The organism is Brevundimonas sp. AVps31, assembly GCF_058681355.1.
This window is the reverse complement of record NZ_CM178736.1, coordinates 3,162,541-3,177,746: the sequence shown is the minus strand read 5'-3', so window position 1 is coordinate 3,177,746 and position 15,206 is coordinate 3,162,541. Positions and strand designations below refer to the sequence as shown.

The window sequence follows — 15,206 nt, the reverse complement described above, 5'->3', positions numbered from 1 at the left end:
TCCGGCTCAGGCGACGGCGGGACGAGGTTGGATCGCGGGCTCGACGTGCTCGGGACTGGCCAGCCATTCGCGGCCCTTCAGCATGCCCAGCCAATAAATCTCGGGCAGGGCCTGAGCCTTCAGGTGCCAAGCCAGACGGGTCGGCTTCGTGCCGTCGAGCATCCATTTCGGGAAGCTTGGCAGAAGTTTGCCGCCATAGCCGAACTCGGCCAGGACGATCTTGCCGCGCTCGACCGTGAGCGGGCATGAGCCATAGCCGTCATAGACCGCCCGCATCGGCTGGCCGTCCAGCAGCGACAGGATGTTCTCGGCCACGACGGGCGCCTGTTTGCGGGCGGCCGCAGCGGTCTTGGCGTTGGGCGCCGAGCAGGCGTCGCCCAGGCCGAAGACGTTTTCGAACCGCTTGTGGCGCAAGGTGGCGTCGTCCACCTCGATCCAGCCGCTTTCGGCGGCCAGCGGGCTTTCGCGAATGAAGTCCGGCGCGGTCTGCGGCGGGCAGACGTGCAGGAAGTCGAACTCGCGCCGCGCCTGGCGCACTTCGCCGTCCGCACCCGTCACGGCGAAGGTCGCGATCCGCGCCGGGCCGTCCACCGCGACGAGTTTCGACCCGAAGTTCAGGTCGATGCGGTATTTGCGGACATATTCCATCAGCGCCGGGACGTAGTCCTTGACCCCGAACAACACCGGGCCGGCGTTGTGGAATTCGATCTCGATGTCGTTGCGGCCGTTGTCGCGCCAGTGGTCGGCTGACAGATACATGGCCTTTTGCGGGGCGCCGGCGCATTTGATCGGCATGGGCGGCTGGGTGAAGATCGCCCGGCCGCTGCGCATCGCCTGCACCAGCTTCCAGGTGTAGGGCGCAGTCTCGTAGCCGTAGTTGGAGGTGACGTTGTTGCGTCCCAGGGTTTCGGCCAGGCCAGGGATGGCCGCCCAGTCCAGCTTCAGCCCCGGCGCCGCGACCAGCATCCGATAGCCGATCCAGCGGCCGTCGGTCAGTTCGACGCGATCATGGATGGGGTCGAAGGCCGCGACCGCGCCACGCACCCACTGGGCGCCTTGGGGGATCAGGTCCTCGGTGCGGCGCTGGGTCCGCTCGGGCGTGAAGACGCCGGCGCCGACCATGGTCCAGCCGGGCTGATAGTAGTGATGTTCGGACGGCTCCACGATGCGAACATCGAGGCCTGGGCGGCGGCGCAGGAGGCTGGCGGCCGTGGCGATGCCGGCGGATCCGCCGCCGACGATCAGGACATCGCAGGAATCCAGGAGGGCGTATTGGGCGCTCATGACGCGGCTCCTTCAAGACGGGGACGCAGGGCGCCGAGGTCGTAGCCGGCGCTCTTGGCGCGGGCGATCAGATGATCGGGGCTCTCCGAGCCGGCGTTCGTGAGCGCCCACAGGGTGGTCGTGCGCGTGCCGGTGCGGCAGAAACCGAACACGGGCTGGGGCAGGTCAGCCAGAGCCTCGCGGAAGTCCGCCACGTCCTGGTCGGAGATGGCGCCGCCGACCACGGGAACGTGGGCGAAGGCGAGGCCGGCGGCCTTGGCGGCCTGGCGCAGAGCCTCGGCGCTGGGCTGGCCGGGCTCCTCGCCGTCGGGTCGGCTGGAGATCACCGACCGGAAACCCTGGGCCGCGATGGCGGGCAGGTCTTCCGGGGCGATCTGGGGCGAGGCGGATAGGGCCTCGTCCAGGGGGCGGATATCCATGGCTTTGTCTCCCTAGGGTCTTTTCTGGTTCAGGCGTTTCGGTCGAGCGTCAGGCGGAACAGCGCCATGCCGGCCACGAGGGCGCCGACGAAGACGAAGGCCTGCCAGGCGCCGGTCGTCAGGGCCGCCAGCGCCGGGCCGGGGCACAGACCGACCAGCCCCCACCCCAGGCCGAACAGGACGGCCCCGCCGACCAGAGGGGTGTCGATGGTGCGGCTCTCAGGCACATGGAAGGTCTCGGCCGCGACCGGCGTCTCCATGCGCCGGCGGATCAGATAGGCGATGGCGGAGGGGATCAGCGCCCCGCCCATGACGAAGGCCAGCGAGGGGTCCCAGGCGCCCGTCACATCCAGGAAGGCCAGGACGCGGGCCGGGTTGATCATGTCGGACACCACCATGCCGGCGCCGAACAGCAGGCCGCACAGGACGGCGACGATCAGCCGGTTCATGCCAGGCCTCCCAACAGGTGGCGGGTGACGAAGACGGTCAGGGCCGCGACGGCCATGAAGACGCCGGTGGCGACGATGGAGCGGGGCGACAGGCGGGCCAGGCCGCAGACGCCGTGGCCGCTGGTGCAGCCCGAGCCCCAGCGGGTGCCGAAACCGACGATCAGGCCGCCGAGCACCAGCAGCCAGATGTCCGAGGTGATCTGCACCTCGGGCCTGCGGATCAGCGCTGAGGCCAGGGCCGCGCCGCCCAGCAGGCCGGCGATGAAAAGCAGGTCCAGGGTGCGCGGCGCGCCTTTCGACAGGCCGGTCGCCGCGGCGGTCAGGCCGGAGATCCCGGCCACGCGCCCATTCAGCAGCAGATAAAGGCCGGCGGACAGGCCGACCAGCAGGCCGCCGGCCAGCGGCCAGACGAAGGAAATGGGTTCAGGCATGGGGGGCTCGCCTCACAGCGCGTTCAGCGGGACCTTGAGGTAGCGCACCCCATTGTCCTCGGGCTCGGGCGGGCGGCCGCCGTTCATGTTCACCTGGACTGACGGCAGGATCAGCCTGGGCATGGGCAGGGTGGCGTCGCGCTGGGTGCGCATGGCCACGAACTCGTCCTCGCTGACGCCGTCGCGGATATGGATGTTGCCGGTGCGCTGGGCGCCGATGGTGGTCTCCCAGGCGAACTCGGTCCGGCCCGGAGGCGCCTTGTAGTCGTGGCACAGGAAGACCCGCGCCTCGTCCGGCAGGGAGGTCAGGCGATGGATCGAGCGATACAGGGTCCCGGCGTCGCCGCCGGGGAAGTCGCAGCGCGCCGTGCCGTAGTCGGGCATGAACATGGTGTCGCCGGGAAAGACAGCGTCGCCGATGACATAGGCCAGACAGGCCGGGGTGTGGCCGGGCACATGCAGCACCGTGGCCTTCAGCCCGCCGATCTCGAACCGGTCGCCGTCGTTGAACAGATGGTCGAACTGGCTGCCGTCGCGGCGGAAGTCGGTCCCTTCGTTGAATATCTTGCCGAAGACCGCCTGGACGGTGAGGATCTCATGGCCGATGGCCAGCTGACCGCCGAGCTTTTCTTGGAGATAGGGCGCCGCCGACAGGTGATCGGCGTGGGCGTGGGTCTCCAACAGCCACTGGACCGTGAGACCTTCGGATTTCACGTAATCAATGAGGGCGTCCGCCGAGGCGTGGGCGGTGCGGCCGGACGCCGGATCGTAGTCGAGCACGCTGTCGATGATGGCGCAGACGTCGGAGCCGGGATCGCGCACGACATGGCTGACGGTGAAGGTGGCCTCGTCGAAGAATGACCTGACGACAGGGCGCTGGCGAGGATCGCCCAGCGCGGCGCGCACGATGTCGGCGGCGTGGTCGCGGGCGGGATCGGGGATGGGCGAGGACATGGCGTGTCTCCGTTTCGGTGACTCAACACATATACCCATTCATAGTTCGTGCAAGTATGTATTTTAATGTAGCGGAAACGGTGGGAAGCGCTTAGCTTGCGGCTATGGAAACGATCGACACCGGGCCAGCCGTCTATCCCCCCGCAATGCGCGCCCTGCGCATCAACGATACGGCGCCGGACTTCAGCGCGCGCACGACGCAGGGCGAAAAGCGCCTCAGCGACTACCGTGGACGCTGGCTGGTGCTGTTCTCGCATCCGGCGGACTTCACGCCGGTCTGCACTAGCGAGTTCGTGGCCCTGGCCCGGCAGGCCGACGTCTTCGCGGCGATCGACTGCGATCTGATGGCCCTGTCGGTGGACAGTCTGTATTCTCACCTGGCCTGGCTGAAGGACATTTACCGCCGCTTCGGCGTGAAGGTGCCGTTCCCGATCATCGAGGATCCCTCCATGGCCATCGGCCACGCCTTCGGCATGGTGGACGCCGGCTCGAGCGACAGCGCGACGGTGCGCGCCACCTTCGTGATCGATCCCGAAGGCGTGGTGCGCGCCATCAGCTGGTACCCGATGAACATCGGCCGCTCGGTTGATGAACTGCTGCGTCTCGTGACCGCCCTGCAGACCTCGGACCGCGAGGCGGCCTCCACGCCGGCGGGCTGGACGCCCGGCGACGCTCTCCTGGAGCCGGCCGCCACCACCCTGGACGCCGCCATCGCCGACGGTGACGGCGATGCGCCCTGGTACTATCGCGAGCGCCGCGCATGACCGACGATCAAGCGGCCGCCATGGAGCGGTTGAAGGAAAAGGCGCCGGAGGCCGCAGAGCTGTTGCGCCAGCTGGCCAACGCCAACCGGCTGCTGATCCTGTGCCACATCGCCGAGGAGGAACGGTCGGTGGGCCAGCTCGAGGCGGACCTGGGCATCAAACAGCCTGCGCTGTCCCAGCAGCTGGCTGAGCTGCGCCAGTACGGTCTGGTCAAGACGCGTCGGCAGTCGCGCTCGATCTTCTACTCGATCGCCGACGAACGGGCCCAGGCGGTGATGGGCATGCTGTACGAAATCTTCTGCGGCGATGCGAAGGCGGTCGGCGCGCGCGTCGCCGCCCCGGCGCCCCGTCCATCGACGCCGGCTCGCGGCGACACGGCTCAGTTCGCGCGCATCACCGCCGTCGCACGTCGCTGACGGCCAACCCGCACAGGAGACTCTCGTGAAGGGCTTCATCGACAATATCGAACGTCTGACGGAAGAGAACACAGACTTTCGCCGCGTTCTCTACACCGGCCACAATCTGCAGCTCGTCCTCATGGCCATTCCGCCCGGTCAGGAGATCGGCGAAGAGGTCCACGACGACCGCGACCAGTTCTTCCGCATCGAGGCGGGCGAGGGCGAAATCTGGATCGACGGCGTTCGTCACGCCGTGAAGGCGGACGACGGGGTCATCGTCCCTCAGGGCGCCCGGCACAATGTGGTCAGCACGGGGTCCGAGCCGCTTCGGCTCTACACCCTCTATGGCCCGCCGGAGCATCTCGACGGGACGGTTCAAGCCACGGTGGAAGAGGCCTCCGCCGACCACGAGCATTTCGACGGCCGCACGACCGAATAACCGTCAGGGGCCGACGTCGTCAGCATCGGCGCGCCGGTCGTCGGGCCGCGGCAGGTGCAGGGCGATACCCAACGCCTCCGCCAGACGGGTGTCGCGACGATAGATGTCATCGCGAAAGGCGACGCGGCCCTGGCCGTCCAGGAAGGCGGTCCAATACAGCAGACGTACGTCGATCGGCCGACCGGTCGCCACACGGACGGTCTGGCCGCTGTCCAGCGCGGCATCGAAGCGGGCGAGCCTCTCGGGGTCGGGCGCCAGCAGAAGGCGGGCGAAGCCGACGGCGTCCTGCACCCGCACGCAGCCGTGACTGAGATGGCGGAAGCTCTGGTCGAACGCACCCCGCGACGGGGTGTCGTGCAGGAAGATGGCGTAGCTGTCCTGAAGTTCGAACTTGACCTGGCCCAGGGCGGCGTTCGGGCCGGCGCGCTGAACCACCATGCCGTTCTGGATCGTCATGTTGTTCGCCCGCATATAGGCGGCGCCGCGCGGCAGGATCTCGCGCTGGGCGATGGAGGTCGGGACCGTCCAGGGCGGATTGGCGACGACCGAGGCGAAGGGCCGTTCGAGGCTGGGCGTCGCATTGTCGGCGTCACCTGTCACGACCCGCATCGAATGCACGGGCCGACCATCCTTCCAGTAGACCATGATGGAGGCGGCGGTGTTCACCTCGATCCGCTCCGGGGCGACGTCTCTCTTTAGCCAACGGCGGCGTTCCAGATTGAGCGCGATCTGGCGAGCACGGGCCTCGGCCGAAATCGACAGCGCCCGCTGGGTCGCCGGGCCGATGCGGGCGTCCGCCTCCAGACCGTGGCGCACCTGGAACACCCGAACGGCCTCTTGCAGCACCGACCCGTAGTCACCGCCAGACGGGCCGACCATCGCGGCGGCGGCGTCGGTGAGATCGCCTTCCACCCGAAGGCGCGGCAGGAGGGCGGGAAGGCGGGGGTCGGACGCAAACGGTTCGATCGTCGCGCCCAGGGCAAAGGGCGGCCAACCGCCGCGGTCGGCGATGGCGCGATAGCGAAGGAAGCCGTCGCACAAGCCCTGATAGCCGCGGTCCTGGGGAGCGAGGCCCGCCATCGTCTCGGCCAACGTTCCGTCGTCGACCGCCGTCGCCAGCAGCGGCGGCGTATCGACCTGGTTGCGACCCATCTCCCAAAGGGTCTCGACGGATGCCGGGTCGACCCGGCCATGGGCGAGCGCCTCGGCCAGGGTCAGGACGGCCTGGGTCAGTTCGGCTTCACTTAGGGCCAGACCGTCGGGCGCTGATAGACCGTGGCGGTCCGCCAGGGCCAGGGCGTCCATGGCTTGCCGGCGCGCTGGCCCCGCCCAGGCCGGGCGTCCGCCGCGGGCGGCGTAGAAGGCTGCGGTCAGGGCGCTGATGTTCAAGGCGGCGGGCGCCGATGCGGCTCGCGCGGTTGTCGAGAGCCAGAGCGGCGCCGCGGCCGCCGCGAGCAGGTGTCGGCGGTTCAGGGTGAAGGAGCGACGGTTGGCCATGCCGCCGACACCGCGGGGTTCACCTTAAGGCAGGCTTAAGGTTGGCCGGTCCGCCAGCCCCAGCGCGCGAAGATGGCGGCTCCCTCGTCGGACTTCAAAAATTCAAGGAACGGCTGGGCGTCGGCGTCCTGGCGGCCGGTCTCGGTCACAACGGCGCCGGCGTCGCGGTAGATGCGATAGGGCTCTTCGACCTCGACCACATCAGCGAGGTCCGGATTGGCGACCTGCCAGATGCCCCAGATGATCCAGGCGTCGAGCGTCGGGCCGTCGATCCAGGCTTGTCGGGCCTCGGCGCTGTTGCGGGCGTAGACGACGATGTTGCGACGCAGGGCGCGCACCTTGGCGATGTCGCCGGTGCGACCGGCCATATCTTCCCACAGGCCGTTCTGGCCCGCGCCGTTGACGACCAGGACTCGGCGACCCGGCTGGAAGAGATCTTCCAGGCCGCCGATGCCGTTCGGATTTCCCGGGCGAACGAGAATGGAGGCGGTGCGCAGATAGAGCGGCTCGACCGCCTCGGCGCGGATGCGGCCCTCCAGAGCGCTGACGAAGTCGGTCATCATCGTCTCGGAGCCGGAGAAGATCAGGTCGCCGTCCGCCTTGGCCTGGTCCAGCCATTGGGGCGTGGGTCCGGCGACGACGGCCACGGCGCGACCGGTGCGCGCTTCATAGGCCTTCGCCGCTTCGCGCATGGCGGGGGCGGGGCCGCCCGGACCGTAGACATGAAGAGGATCGGCGGGCGTCTGGGCGTGGGCGGCCAGGGCCGTCGTGCTCAAAAGGGCGGCCAGGGCCAGGGTGGAAGGACGCATCAAGAGTTCTCCTGGGGTGGGGCGAAGTGATTGGCGGGGATCTTGAAATAGATGCGGCCGTCCTCGGCGGGTGGCGGCAGCACCCCGCCGCGGATGTTCACCTGAAGCGCGTAGAGCATCAGGTTCGGCAGGGGAAGGGTGGCATCCCGGCCGTCGCGAAGCCGCACGAAATCCGCCTCTCCGCGTCCGCCGCCGACATGGATGTTGTCCGCCTTCTGCTCTCTCACGGTGCTGAAGCAGGCGGGCTCGCGGCCATCGGGACCGTAGTCGTGGCCGACGAAGATGCCGGTCTCATCGGGCAGGGCCAGGATGTCCTGGATGCTTCGGTAGAGGGCCTTGGAATCGCCGCCCGGAAAGTCGGCGCGCGAGGTGCCGGCATAGGGCATCATCAAGGTGTCGTGGACGAAGGCGTTGCCGCCGATCACATAGGTGATGGACGCCAGGGTGTGGCCTGGGGAGAAGATGACCCGCCCCTGCAGGTCGCCGACAGCAAACGTATCTCCGGCCTGGAAGAGACGGTCCCACTGGCGACCGTCGGTCGGGAAGTCGTCGTCCAGGCCGTAGATGTCCTTCCACAGCCTCTGGACGCCGATGACCTTCTCGCCGATGGCGGTCGGCGCACCCAGTCTCTCTTTGAGGTAGGGCGCGGCGGAGAAGTGGTCGGCGTGGGGATGGGTGTCCAGCAGCCATTCGACGGTTAGGCCTTCAGCCTTCACGTAGTCCAGGATGGCGTCGGCGTTGCGGGTCGAGGTCGCCGCCGCCTTCTCGTCGAAATCCCAGACCGGATCGATGATCGCGCATTTGCGGCTGACCGGGTCGGAGACGACATATTGCCAACTGCCGGTCTTCTTGTCGTGGAGCGCCGCGATGCGGGCTCCGCCGTGGTCGATGATCTGCATGAAGGCTCCGTTTGGTTTGCGAAGAACAGGGCCGGACCGCTTGCGCGGTCCGGCCAGCGTCCGATCAGGCGGCTTTCGGGACGTCGGGGAGGTCGCGCGTCGAGAAATACCAGTCGGTGTAGACGTAACCCTCGGAAGCGCGAGCCTCGGCCGCCTCGGCGGTCTTGGGCGGAGGGACGATAGCCGGTTGGCCAGGGCGCCAGTTCTCAGGCGTCGCGACCCCGTTGGCGTCGGACGCCTGGAGCGCGGTGAGCAGCCGAACGAACTCTTCGATGCTGCGGCCATTGCTCATGGGATAGTAGACCATGGCGCGCAGCTTGCCTTCCGGATCGATCAGGAAGGTGGCGCGGACAGCCGAGGTGTCGGCCGCCCCGGGGTGGATCATCCCGTAGGCCTGGGCCACCTCCATCTTCAGATCCTCGATGATGGGGAAGGGGATTTCGACGCCGAACTTCTCCTTGATGTTCCGGGTCCAGGCCAGGTGCGAGAAGATGCTGTCGATCGAGAGCCCCAGGAGCTCGCAGTTCATAGCGGCGAACTCATCCGCGTGCTTGGCGAAGCCGATGAACTCGGTCGTGCATACCGGGGTGAAGTCCGACGGGTGGGAGAAGAGGATCAGCCAATTGCCGCGGTAATCGGCCAGGCTGCGATCCCCGTGCGTGGTGCGGGCGTGAAAGTCGGGGGCGGGTTCGTTGAGGCGGGGCAGTCCGGTCATGTCGATGTCTCCTTCAGACGCCCCATTGAACACTTACATACACACTTACCCAAACTAATAGTTCTTATGGCCAGTGAAGGTTCCGCCTATGCCGAGACGTCAGTTCACAACCAGGGCATATCCGGCCTGTTGAAGGTGGATGACCGTCATCAGGGCGGCGAGATCAACGCTCACGCCCGGTTCGAGGTCGGCTTGCGCGATGCCGTTCCCGGCCATGGCCTGGCCGCACAGCCGAACCTGGACGCCGGCGGCGATGAGGCTGCGGATCAGGGCGCTGTTGGGGTTGGCGTCGCCCTTGCCGCGCGCGGCCCAGGCGGCGTCGGAGAGGACCGCAGGGGTGGCGGCGCCGTGTAGCACAACGACGATCTGACGATGGTCGGCGTCCACGCCGCCCGCCGCCAGCATATTCGCCAGCCGCGCAACGCGATCCAGTCCCTTCAGCGGCCTGTCGTCCGGACCGCCCTGGGACACGTCGAAGATGACCCGATAGACGCGCGACGGATCCGGCTGTTCGCCGGCCTCGGGCAGGGGCTTGAAGCCGCCGAAGCCTGAAACAGCTTGAGCGAAGCTCGGGGAGGCCGCCAGGGAGGCGGCCAGGGACAGGGCGAGGAGGAGGGTTTTCATGGCCGGTTCCGGTGTGCGGGCGCTGGGGGTCAGGGACGGCGGGCGACGAGATCGATCAGGGCGGACCGGCCGCTGTGGCCGGCGCCTTCGGAGACGTCGCTGTCGTGGCTTTTCAGATGCAGGATGTCGAAGTCGGCGAAGGCGTCGCGGAGCAGCGCCTCGGTGTAGAGGTTCTCGACCTGGCCCGGACCGCCCGTTCCATAGGCGATCTGTTCCGGCCGATAGCCCTGCAGCAGGAACAGGCCGCCAGGCTTCACGGCCGCCTTCATACGCTCGAAAAGTCGGTCGCGCAGGGGAGGCGGGGCGAACTGAATGAAGACGGCGACCACGACGTCGAACGCATCCTGCGGCCAGGCCCAGGTCTCGAGGTCCGCCACCTGGGCGTCCAGTGTGACCCTGCGTCGCTCGGCCAGGGCGAGGGCCTTCTCGATCGCGCGCGGGGCGATGTCCGTGGTCGTGACGGTCAGGCCCTGTTCGGCGAGCCAAACGCCGTTTCGTCCCTCGCCGTCGGCGACCGCCAGAGCGGTCATGCCGGGCTGGAGCCGCGCGATCTGAGCGGCCAGGAAGGCGTTGGGCGTCTTGCCGAACAGATAGTCCTGGCGGTCATAGCGGCTATTCCAGAAGTCGCGGGCGGCGACGGAGTCCATAAGGTGTTCCTTCATATGATGAGGACGCTGGCGGGCAGATCGGTCTCGCCGGGCGTATGGTCGGCGAACCAGGATTCAAGCGCGCCCACAGTGTCGATGTCGAGCGTCCGGCGGTCCCGCCCGTAATGTTCGGGCACGCCCTGGGCGGTGACGAAGGCCACCGGATAGTCCGCCTCCGGCTCGAAAGGTCGGTCCCCGACCAGCAGGCGATCAAGGCGCTGCCCCTTGGGATTCTCCAGCTTCACAAAGGCCGTGAGGCCCCGGCAGCGTTTGATGTAGCCGCCCATCTGCTCATACGGGTCGGCGGCGAAGGTGCGCTCAAGATTCTCTTCCAGCATCGCCTTCAACTCGGCTCCGGTCAGCGTCGTGCGCGAGATGGGCGGGTTCATCGGCGCGATATTGTAGAGGTCGCCCAGAGTGACCGGACCCGGCGCGACGGGCGCGCCATACCGCCAGCCGTTCGAGAAGGCGATGTCCACGCCCGCTGCCTGCGCCGCCGCCGCCAGCAGGACGTCGTCCATCGGCGCGCTCGCCATGGCGTAGCGGTGAAGGGGAATGGCCGTGCGGCCGACGACGCGCGCCAGACGCTCCCGCTCGGGCGCCAGGGCCGTCTCCACCAAGCCGGCGACTTGATCGTCTTGGGGGCCAGCGTCCACGGCTATGAGCCGATGGCGGCGCAGGGACACGCGGCCCTCTGCAATCTCGAGGTCCAGCCGGCCGATATAGGCGCCGTGGCAGCCGGACTGGATGATCAGGGTGTCGCCGACGCGGGCCGGCTCGTGCAGGCGGTTATGGGTATGGCCGCTCAGGATCACGTCGATGCCCGGTGTTTCCGCGGCCAACTTCAGATCCTGCGGAAAGCCGAGGTGCGACAGCAGGACGACCAGATCGACCTTCTCCTCGCGGAGCTGGTGCAGTTGCTCGCGGGCTTCGGCCACACCCATTTCAAACCGCACGCCTTCGGAGAAGGCGGGGGGCATGGTCTTGTCGACGATGGGGCAGGCCAGGCCCATCACGCCGATCCTCAGACCGCCGCGCTCGAACACCCATCGCCCGTCGAACACCGGCGCGCCGTCATCCTTGCGAAAGACATTGGCGGCCAGGACGGGATAATCCAGTCGCGCCGCCAACGCCTTGAACCCCGCGGGGCCATAGGCGAACTCCCAGTGCGCCGTCATGGCGTCGATCTTCAGGGCGTTCATGATCGGGACCAAGGCCTCGCCCCGGCTGGCGACGGCGACCCGCGTGCCATGGAAGGTGTCGCCATTGTCCAGGGTCAGGCACGGACCTTCGGCGCGCGCCTCTTCAAAGATGCGGGCGATGCGGGCGACCCCGCCCAGCCGTTCGAACCGCCAGCCGCCTTCGGTGCGCACCAGTTCGGGATGCGGCTCGAGATAGCCGTGCAGGTCGTTCAGCTGGAGCAGGGTCAAGGTGGTCATGGCCGGTCTCAGCGCAGCGGTTGTCCGGAGCGGATACGACCGATCACCGCTTCGAGTTGCGCCTGGGGCATGCCGCCGGGGATCAGATTGCCGTTGATGATAAAGGCGGGCGTGCCCTGCAGGGCCAGGGCCGCCGCTTCTCGGCCGTTTCGGTCGAGCACCGCGTCGATGTCTGCGCGGTGATCGGCCAGGTCCTGATTCAGGCGCGCCATGTCCACGCCGGCCGACTGGACCAGACGCGTGATGTCCGCCTGGTCGCCGATGCGCGACGGCGACAGCATGAAGGCGTTATGGACGGCCTCGTACTTGCCTTGGTAACTGGCGGCGAGGGCGGTCCGGGCGGCGGTCTCCGAGACGTCGCCGAAGATCGGCCAGTCCTTGTACAGGACGCGCACCTTGGGGTCCGCCTTCAGCAGGCCGTCGATCTCCGGCTGCATCTTCTTGCAGTAGGGGCAGTTGTAATCGACGAAGCCGATAATGGTCACATCGGCGTTCTCGGCGCCGATGAAGGGCGCGGCCGGATCCCGAAGCAGGTCGTTGAAACCCACCTGGGCGATGGCGGGCATGTCCTGTCCAGCCGCTGCGGGAGGGCTGGCGGGCGCCGCGCCGTTGTCGGCGTCGGCGGGGCCGCAGGCGGCGAGCGCGAGGACGGCGGCGAGGGCAGGGGCGAAGGTGCGGTTCATGGAAGCTCCGTGAGGCGAGGGGTCAATGCAGACGCGCGATTTCGGTCGCGATCTGTTCGGGGGCGATTTCCCCCATGTGGGCCTTGGCCAGGCGGCCGTCGGCGTGGAGGAACAGGGTCACCGGAATGCCGGCCGTGCCGTAGTGGCGCGGCACCGCCATGGCCTCGTCAAACAGGACATGGTCGAGGGCCAGCCCCTGGCTCTGCAGAAAGGCGCGAACGCCGGCTTCGCCCTCGCCCTGGTTGACGAAGAGGAAGCGCACATTCGGATGGGCTTTTTCGGCCTGGGCCAAAGCCGGCATCTCGCGCCGGCAAGGCGGGCACCAGGTGGCCCAGAGATTGATCACCGTGGGCCGGTCGCCCGGAGCGGAGAGGTTGATGGGCGGGGCGTCCATCGCGGCCAGCGTCAGGGCGGGCGGCGCCATGTGCTGCGTCGCCGAGGCCAACTGATGGGCGGTGGTCCAAACCAGGGCGCTGGCCAGCACAGGCGCAATGGCCCAAGCGCGTTCGCGCGGGGTGCGCAGCAGCAGGAAGGTGGCCAGGATCACGACCGGCGCGACCCAGATCCAGCTGAACCCGCCCTGCCAGACCGCGAACGCCCGCCACGGGTCGGCGCCGAAATACTCCCAATGCGTCGCCACGTGACCGAGGCGGGCGGCTGCCAGACCGCCGAAGACTAGGACGGTGCTCCACAGGTTGAAGCGCGGGCTGACACGGCTGGCCAGCAGTCCGGCGCCGATCATGAAGACGAATATGCCTGCGATGATGGCGAACCGTTCGCCCGACAGGACGAGCGGACCCAGGGTGATGGCGTTCATGCGGCGGCTCCGGCGCTCTGCAGGGCGGAGGCGACGTCTTCGGCCGACATCTCTCCGATCAACCGGCTACCCGGCGCTTCAGTCGCCGAAGGCGACAGGAAAATCATCGTCGGCGGCCCGACCACCCCGTGCCGCTCAAGAAGCGCGCGCGCCTCGGGGGTGCTGCGCGTGACGTCGACCTTGATCAGGTCGGTGTTCGAAAGGCCGGCGATCACGGCGGGGTCCTCGAACACCGTCCGCTCGATCACCTTGCAGCTGACGCACCAGTCGGCGGTGAAATAGACCAGGGCGGGACGTTCGCGGGCGCCGGCATCGGCGACGGCGCGGTCCAGCGCGGCCTGATCGAGCACGACCGCCGCGGTCTCCACCGGCGCGTCGGCTGTGACTCCGGCGGGACGCGCCAGGGGTTCGAGCGGGCGCCACGGGTCGTCCGCCCCGAGACTAAGTCCGACGAGCAGCAACAGGCCCCAGGTCGCGGCCGCCAGGCCGGCGACGCGGGCGACGCCGTTTCTCAGGTTCGGGCTCAGCGGCTGGAACAGGCCGAGGGCCGCCGCCAGACCGAGCGCCAGCGCCGCGCCGAGAGCCAGCGTCGCGTTCGGCGGCAGGATGCGGCTGGCCAGCCACCAGGCCATGCCCAGGAAGATGAAGCCGAACAGCATCTTCACCCGGTCCATCCACGGCCCGGCCTTGGGCAGGAAGCGCGCGCCGACCGTGCCGAACACGATCAAGGGCACCCCCTTGCCCAGGCCCAGGAAGAACAGGGCCGCCGCGCCCAGCCCAACGTCGCCGGTCTGGGCGATGTAGAGCAGGGCGCCCGCCAGGGGCGCGGTGACGCAAGGCCCCACGATGAGGGCCGAGACGAAGCCCAGACCTGCGGCTGAGGGCAGGGAGCGCCGCCCATCGCCGCCGTCGCGGGAGAGGCGGCTGGTCCAGGCCGAGGGCAGCTGCAGCTCGAAGCCGCCGAACATGGACGCGGCGAGGATGACGAAGACGACAGCCAGCGCGCCCACGGCCCAAACCGACTGGAGCGCCATCTGCAGGTTCTGTCCAGACCAGGCGGCCGCGACCCCCAGGAGGGCGAAGGCGATGGAAAGGCCCAGCACATAGGCGACGGAGAGCGTCAGGCCTCGGCGCGTGCCGCGCCCGTCCACGCCGCGTCCGATGACGCCGGCCAGGATCGGGTACATGGGAAAGACGCAGGGCGTGAAGGCCAGCAGCACGCCGAAACCGAAGAAGGCGAGCAGGACCCAGGTCGCCCCGCCCTGCAGCGCCAGGCGATCGACGAAGCCCGGATTGGCGTCCAGAGTGACCGCCGGCGATGACGCGACCGGCGAAGGCGCCGCCGCTCCCTCGTCGTTCTCGGGCGCGGGTGCAGCGCCCGGCGCCTGGATCGCCAGCATAGCCGCGGCCTGTGCGGTCTGCGCATCGGCCTCCCGCGCGGCCACGTCGGACTGCGGCCGGGTCGGCACGTCGATGGTGCGCGTCATCGGCGGGTAGCAGATCGAGTCTTCGAGGCAGCCCTGATAGGTGATGTTGACCGACGTCGGCTCGCCCGCCTGCGTCAACGTCTGCGCCGACAGGGTCGCGCGACCCGCGTCATGCCAGACGTCGACGACGCCGAAGCCCGGATCGTCTTTGGTTTCGCCGGCAGCCAGTTCCAGCGGCAGAGACTCCTTCCCGCCCGGCGTGCTGGCGACGGTGTGGTCACGATAGAGATAATGGCCAGGCGCAATATCCCAGGCAAAGGCTAGGTTGCCGTCAGCCTCACGCGTCACCGTCAGGGCGAAGGCCTTGTCAGGCGAAAGCGGAGCCTGACCCAAGGCCGAACCCGGCAGGGCGAAGGACAGAAGAGCGAGAGCGGCGGGCAGCAGTCGGCGGAAAAACCTCATGGCCATCTCGTGGGCAAGCGAGCTTAAGTCAGGCTTAAGCCGGAGCTTG

At 68.4% G+C, this 15,206-nt stretch carries 18 protein-coding genes; 3 read left to right on the top strand and 15 right to left on the bottom strand.

The features are described 5' to 3' along the window. Positions 1 to 6 precede the first annotated feature (6 nt). The 5 genes from ACW174_RS15535 to ACW174_RS15515 are packed head-to-tail and all read right to left on the bottom strand — an operon-like array spanning position 7 to position 3,537. The gene (locus tag ACW174_RS15535) at positions 7 to 1,284 is read right to left on the bottom strand and encodes an NAD(P)/FAD-dependent oxidoreductase (protein ID WP_008260866.1); all 1,278 of its coding nucleotides are present in this window, start codon (positions 1,282 to 1,284) and stop codon (positions 7 to 9) included. Beyond that, entirely contained in the window at positions 1,281 to 1,703 is a 423-nt protein-coding gene (locus ACW174_RS15530; RefSeq protein WP_008260019.1) for a protein tyrosine phosphatase family protein, read from the bottom strand. Before ACW174_RS15530 ends, ACW174_RS15535 begins: the two co-directional genes overlap by 4 nt. Before the next feature lie 29 nt (positions 1,704 to 1,732). Continuing rightward, positions 1,733 to 2,152, bottom strand: a complete 420-nt coding sequence (locus ACW174_RS15525; RefSeq protein ID WP_008259144.1) for a DUF6691 family protein — start codon at positions 2,150 to 2,152, stop codon at positions 1,733 to 1,735. Then, complete coding sequence (locus ACW174_RS15520) at positions 2,149 to 2,583, bottom strand: YeeE/YedE family protein (protein ID WP_008259836.1); 435 nt, start codon at positions 2,581 to 2,583, stop codon at positions 2,149 to 2,151. The genes ACW174_RS15525 and ACW174_RS15520 overlap by 4 nt, the downstream gene beginning before the upstream one ends. 12 nt (positions 2,584 to 2,595) lie before the next feature. After that, positions 2,596 to 3,537 carry an MBL fold metallo-hydrolase gene (locus tag ACW174_RS15515; protein WP_219354427.1) on the bottom strand — a complete coding sequence of 314 codons (942 nt, stop codon included), beginning with the start codon at positions 3,535 to 3,537 and terminating at the stop codon, positions 2,596 to 2,598. Between the two features lie 104 nt (positions 3,538 to 3,641). Here ACW174_RS15515 and ACW174_RS15510 point away from each other — a divergent pair, with 104 nt between their 5' ends. From ACW174_RS15510 to ACW174_RS15500, 3 genes are read left to right on the top strand one after another with little or no spacing between them, the layout of a single operon-like run. Continuing rightward, a complete protein-coding gene (locus ACW174_RS15510) occupies positions 3,642 to 4,301 on the top strand; it encodes a peroxiredoxin (RefSeq protein WP_244999704.1) in 660 nt (219 codons plus the stop codon). Beyond that, the gene (locus ACW174_RS15505; RefSeq protein ID WP_008259045.1) at positions 4,298 to 4,717 is read left to right on the top strand and encodes an ArsR/SmtB family transcription factor; all 420 of its coding nucleotides are present in this window, start codon (positions 4,298 to 4,300) and stop codon (positions 4,715 to 4,717) included. The genes ACW174_RS15510 and ACW174_RS15505 overlap by 4 nt, the downstream gene beginning before the upstream one ends. Before the next feature lie 25 nt (positions 4,718 to 4,742). Then, positions 4,743 to 5,138 (top strand): cupin domain-containing protein, encoded by a 396-nt coding sequence (locus tag ACW174_RS15500; RefSeq protein ID WP_492015313.1) that lies wholly within the window; start codon positions 4,743 to 4,745, stop codon positions 5,136 to 5,138. A gap of 3 nt (positions 5,139 to 5,141) precedes the next feature. Here ACW174_RS15500 and ACW174_RS15495 read toward each other — a convergent pair whose 3' ends face one another. The 10 genes from ACW174_RS15495 to dsbD all read right to left on the bottom strand — a co-directional run bounded on the left by ACW174_RS15495 (position 5,142) and on the right by dsbD (position 15,157). Further along, positions 5,142 to 6,635 carry a L,D-transpeptidase family protein gene (locus ACW174_RS15495; RefSeq protein WP_219354425.1) on the bottom strand — a complete coding sequence of 498 codons (1,494 nt, stop codon included), beginning with the start codon at positions 6,633 to 6,635 and terminating at the stop codon, positions 5,142 to 5,144. A 35-nt stretch (positions 6,636 to 6,670) separates the two neighbouring features. Continuing rightward, positions 6,671 to 7,444 (bottom strand): substrate-binding domain-containing protein, encoded by a 774-nt coding sequence (locus ACW174_RS15490; protein WP_219354424.1) that lies wholly within the window; start codon positions 7,442 to 7,444, stop codon positions 6,671 to 6,673. Then, a complete protein-coding gene (locus ACW174_RS15485; protein ID WP_219354423.1) occupies positions 7,444 to 8,343 on the bottom strand; it encodes an MBL fold metallo-hydrolase in 900 nt (299 codons plus the stop codon). The genes ACW174_RS15490 and ACW174_RS15485 overlap by 1 nt, the downstream gene beginning before the upstream one ends. 64 nt (positions 8,344 to 8,407) lie before the next feature. Further along, positions 8,408 to 9,058 carry a peroxiredoxin gene (locus ACW174_RS15480; protein WP_492015312.1) on the bottom strand — a complete coding sequence of 217 codons (651 nt, stop codon included), beginning with the start codon at positions 9,056 to 9,058 and terminating at the stop codon, positions 8,408 to 8,410. Positions 9,059 to 9,157: 99 nt separating this feature from the next. Continuing rightward, complete coding sequence (locus ACW174_RS15475; RefSeq protein ID WP_219354421.1) at positions 9,158 to 9,682, bottom strand: DsrE family protein; 525 nt, start codon at positions 9,680 to 9,682, stop codon at positions 9,158 to 9,160. Positions 9,683 to 9,711: 29 nt separating this feature from the next. Next, the gene (locus ACW174_RS15470; protein WP_244999703.1) at positions 9,712 to 10,329 is read right to left on the bottom strand and encodes a class I SAM-dependent methyltransferase; all 618 of its coding nucleotides are present in this window, start codon (positions 10,327 to 10,329) and stop codon (positions 9,712 to 9,714) included. A gap of 11 nt (positions 10,330 to 10,340) precedes the next feature. Further along, positions 10,341 to 11,768 (bottom strand): bifunctional metallophosphatase/5'-nucleotidase, encoded by a 1,428-nt coding sequence (locus tag ACW174_RS15465; protein ID WP_372695197.1) that lies wholly within the window; start codon positions 11,766 to 11,768, stop codon positions 10,341 to 10,343. Between the two features lie 8 nt (positions 11,769 to 11,776). Next, positions 11,777 to 12,451, bottom strand: coding sequence for a DsbA family protein (locus ACW174_RS15460; RefSeq protein WP_421731890.1), 675 nt, complete (start codon positions 12,449 to 12,451; stop codon positions 11,777 to 11,779). Positions 12,452 to 12,473: 22 nt separating this feature from the next. Then, positions 12,474 to 13,268 (bottom strand): prolipoprotein diacylglyceryl transferase family protein, encoded by a 795-nt coding sequence (locus ACW174_RS15455; RefSeq protein ID WP_372694309.1) that lies wholly within the window; start codon positions 13,266 to 13,268, stop codon positions 12,474 to 12,476. Next, positions 13,265 to 15,157, bottom strand: a complete 1,893-nt coding sequence (gene dsbD / locus ACW174_RS15450; protein ID WP_372694311.1) for a protein-disulfide reductase DsbD — start codon at positions 15,155 to 15,157, stop codon at positions 13,265 to 13,267. Before dsbD ends, ACW174_RS15455 begins: the two co-directional genes overlap by 4 nt. Between the last annotated feature and the right edge of the window lie 49 nt (positions 15,158 to 15,206).

Excerpts from the sequence above, each read along its gene's own strand:
- ACW174_RS15535 (WP_008260866.1), bottom strand. The coding sequence starts at position 1,284 with ATGAGCGCCCAATACGCCCTCCTGGATTCCTGCGATGTCCTGATCGTC.
- ACW174_RS15530 (WP_008260019.1), bottom strand. The coding sequence starts at position 1,703 with ATGGATATCCGCCCCCTGGACGAGGCCCTATCCGCCTCGCCCCAGATC.
- ACW174_RS15525 (WP_008259144.1), bottom strand. The coding sequence starts at position 2,152 with ATGAACCGGCTGATCGTCGCCGTCCTGTGCGGCCTGCTGTTCGGCGCC.
- ACW174_RS15520 (WP_008259836.1), bottom strand. The coding sequence starts at position 2,583 with ATGCCTGAACCCATTTCCTTCGTCTGGCCGCTGGCCGGCGGCCTGCTG.
- ACW174_RS15515 (WP_219354427.1), bottom strand. The coding sequence starts at position 3,537 with ATGTCCTCGCCCATCCCCGATCCCGCCCGCGACCACGCCGCCGACATC.
- ACW174_RS15510 (WP_244999704.1), top strand. The coding sequence starts at position 3,642 with ATGGAAACGATCGACACCGGGCCAGCCGTCTATCCCCCCGCAATGCGC.
- ACW174_RS15505 (WP_008259045.1), top strand. The coding sequence starts at position 4,298 with ATGACCGACGATCAAGCGGCCGCCATGGAGCGGTTGAAGGAAAAGGCG.
- ACW174_RS15495 (WP_219354425.1), bottom strand. The coding sequence starts at position 6,635 with ATGGCCAACCGTCGCTCCTTCACCCTGAACCGCCGACACCTGCTCGCG.
- ACW174_RS15490 (WP_219354424.1), bottom strand. The coding sequence starts at position 7,444 with ATGCGTCCTTCCACCCTGGCCCTGGCCGCCCTTTTGAGCACGACGGCC.
- ACW174_RS15485 (WP_219354423.1), bottom strand. The coding sequence starts at position 8,343 with ATGCAGATCATCGACCACGGCGGAGCCCGCATCGCGGCGCTCCACGAC.
- ACW174_RS15480 (WP_492015312.1), bottom strand. The coding sequence starts at position 9,058 with ATGACCGGACTGCCCCGCCTCAACGAACCCGCCCCCGACTTTCACGCC.
- ACW174_RS15475 (WP_219354421.1), bottom strand. The coding sequence starts at position 9,682 with ATGAAAACCCTCCTCCTCGCCCTGTCCCTGGCCGCCTCCCTGGCGGCC.
- ACW174_RS15470 (WP_244999703.1), bottom strand. The coding sequence starts at position 10,329 with ATGGACTCCGTCGCCGCCCGCGACTTCTGGAATAGCCGCTATGACCGC.
- ACW174_RS15465 (WP_372695197.1), bottom strand. The coding sequence starts at position 11,768 with ATGACCACCTTGACCCTGCTCCAGCTGAACGACCTGCACGGCTATCTC.
- ACW174_RS15460 (WP_421731890.1), bottom strand. The coding sequence starts at position 12,451 with ATGAACCGCACCTTCGCCCCTGCCCTCGCCGCCGTCCTCGCGCTCGCC.
- ACW174_RS15455 (WP_372694309.1), bottom strand. The coding sequence starts at position 13,268 with ATGAACGCCATCACCCTGGGTCCGCTCGTCCTGTCGGGCGAACGGTTC.
- dsbD (WP_372694311.1), bottom strand. The coding sequence starts at position 15,157 with ATGAGGTTTTTCCGCCGACTGCTGCCCGCCGCTCTCGCTCTTCTGTCC.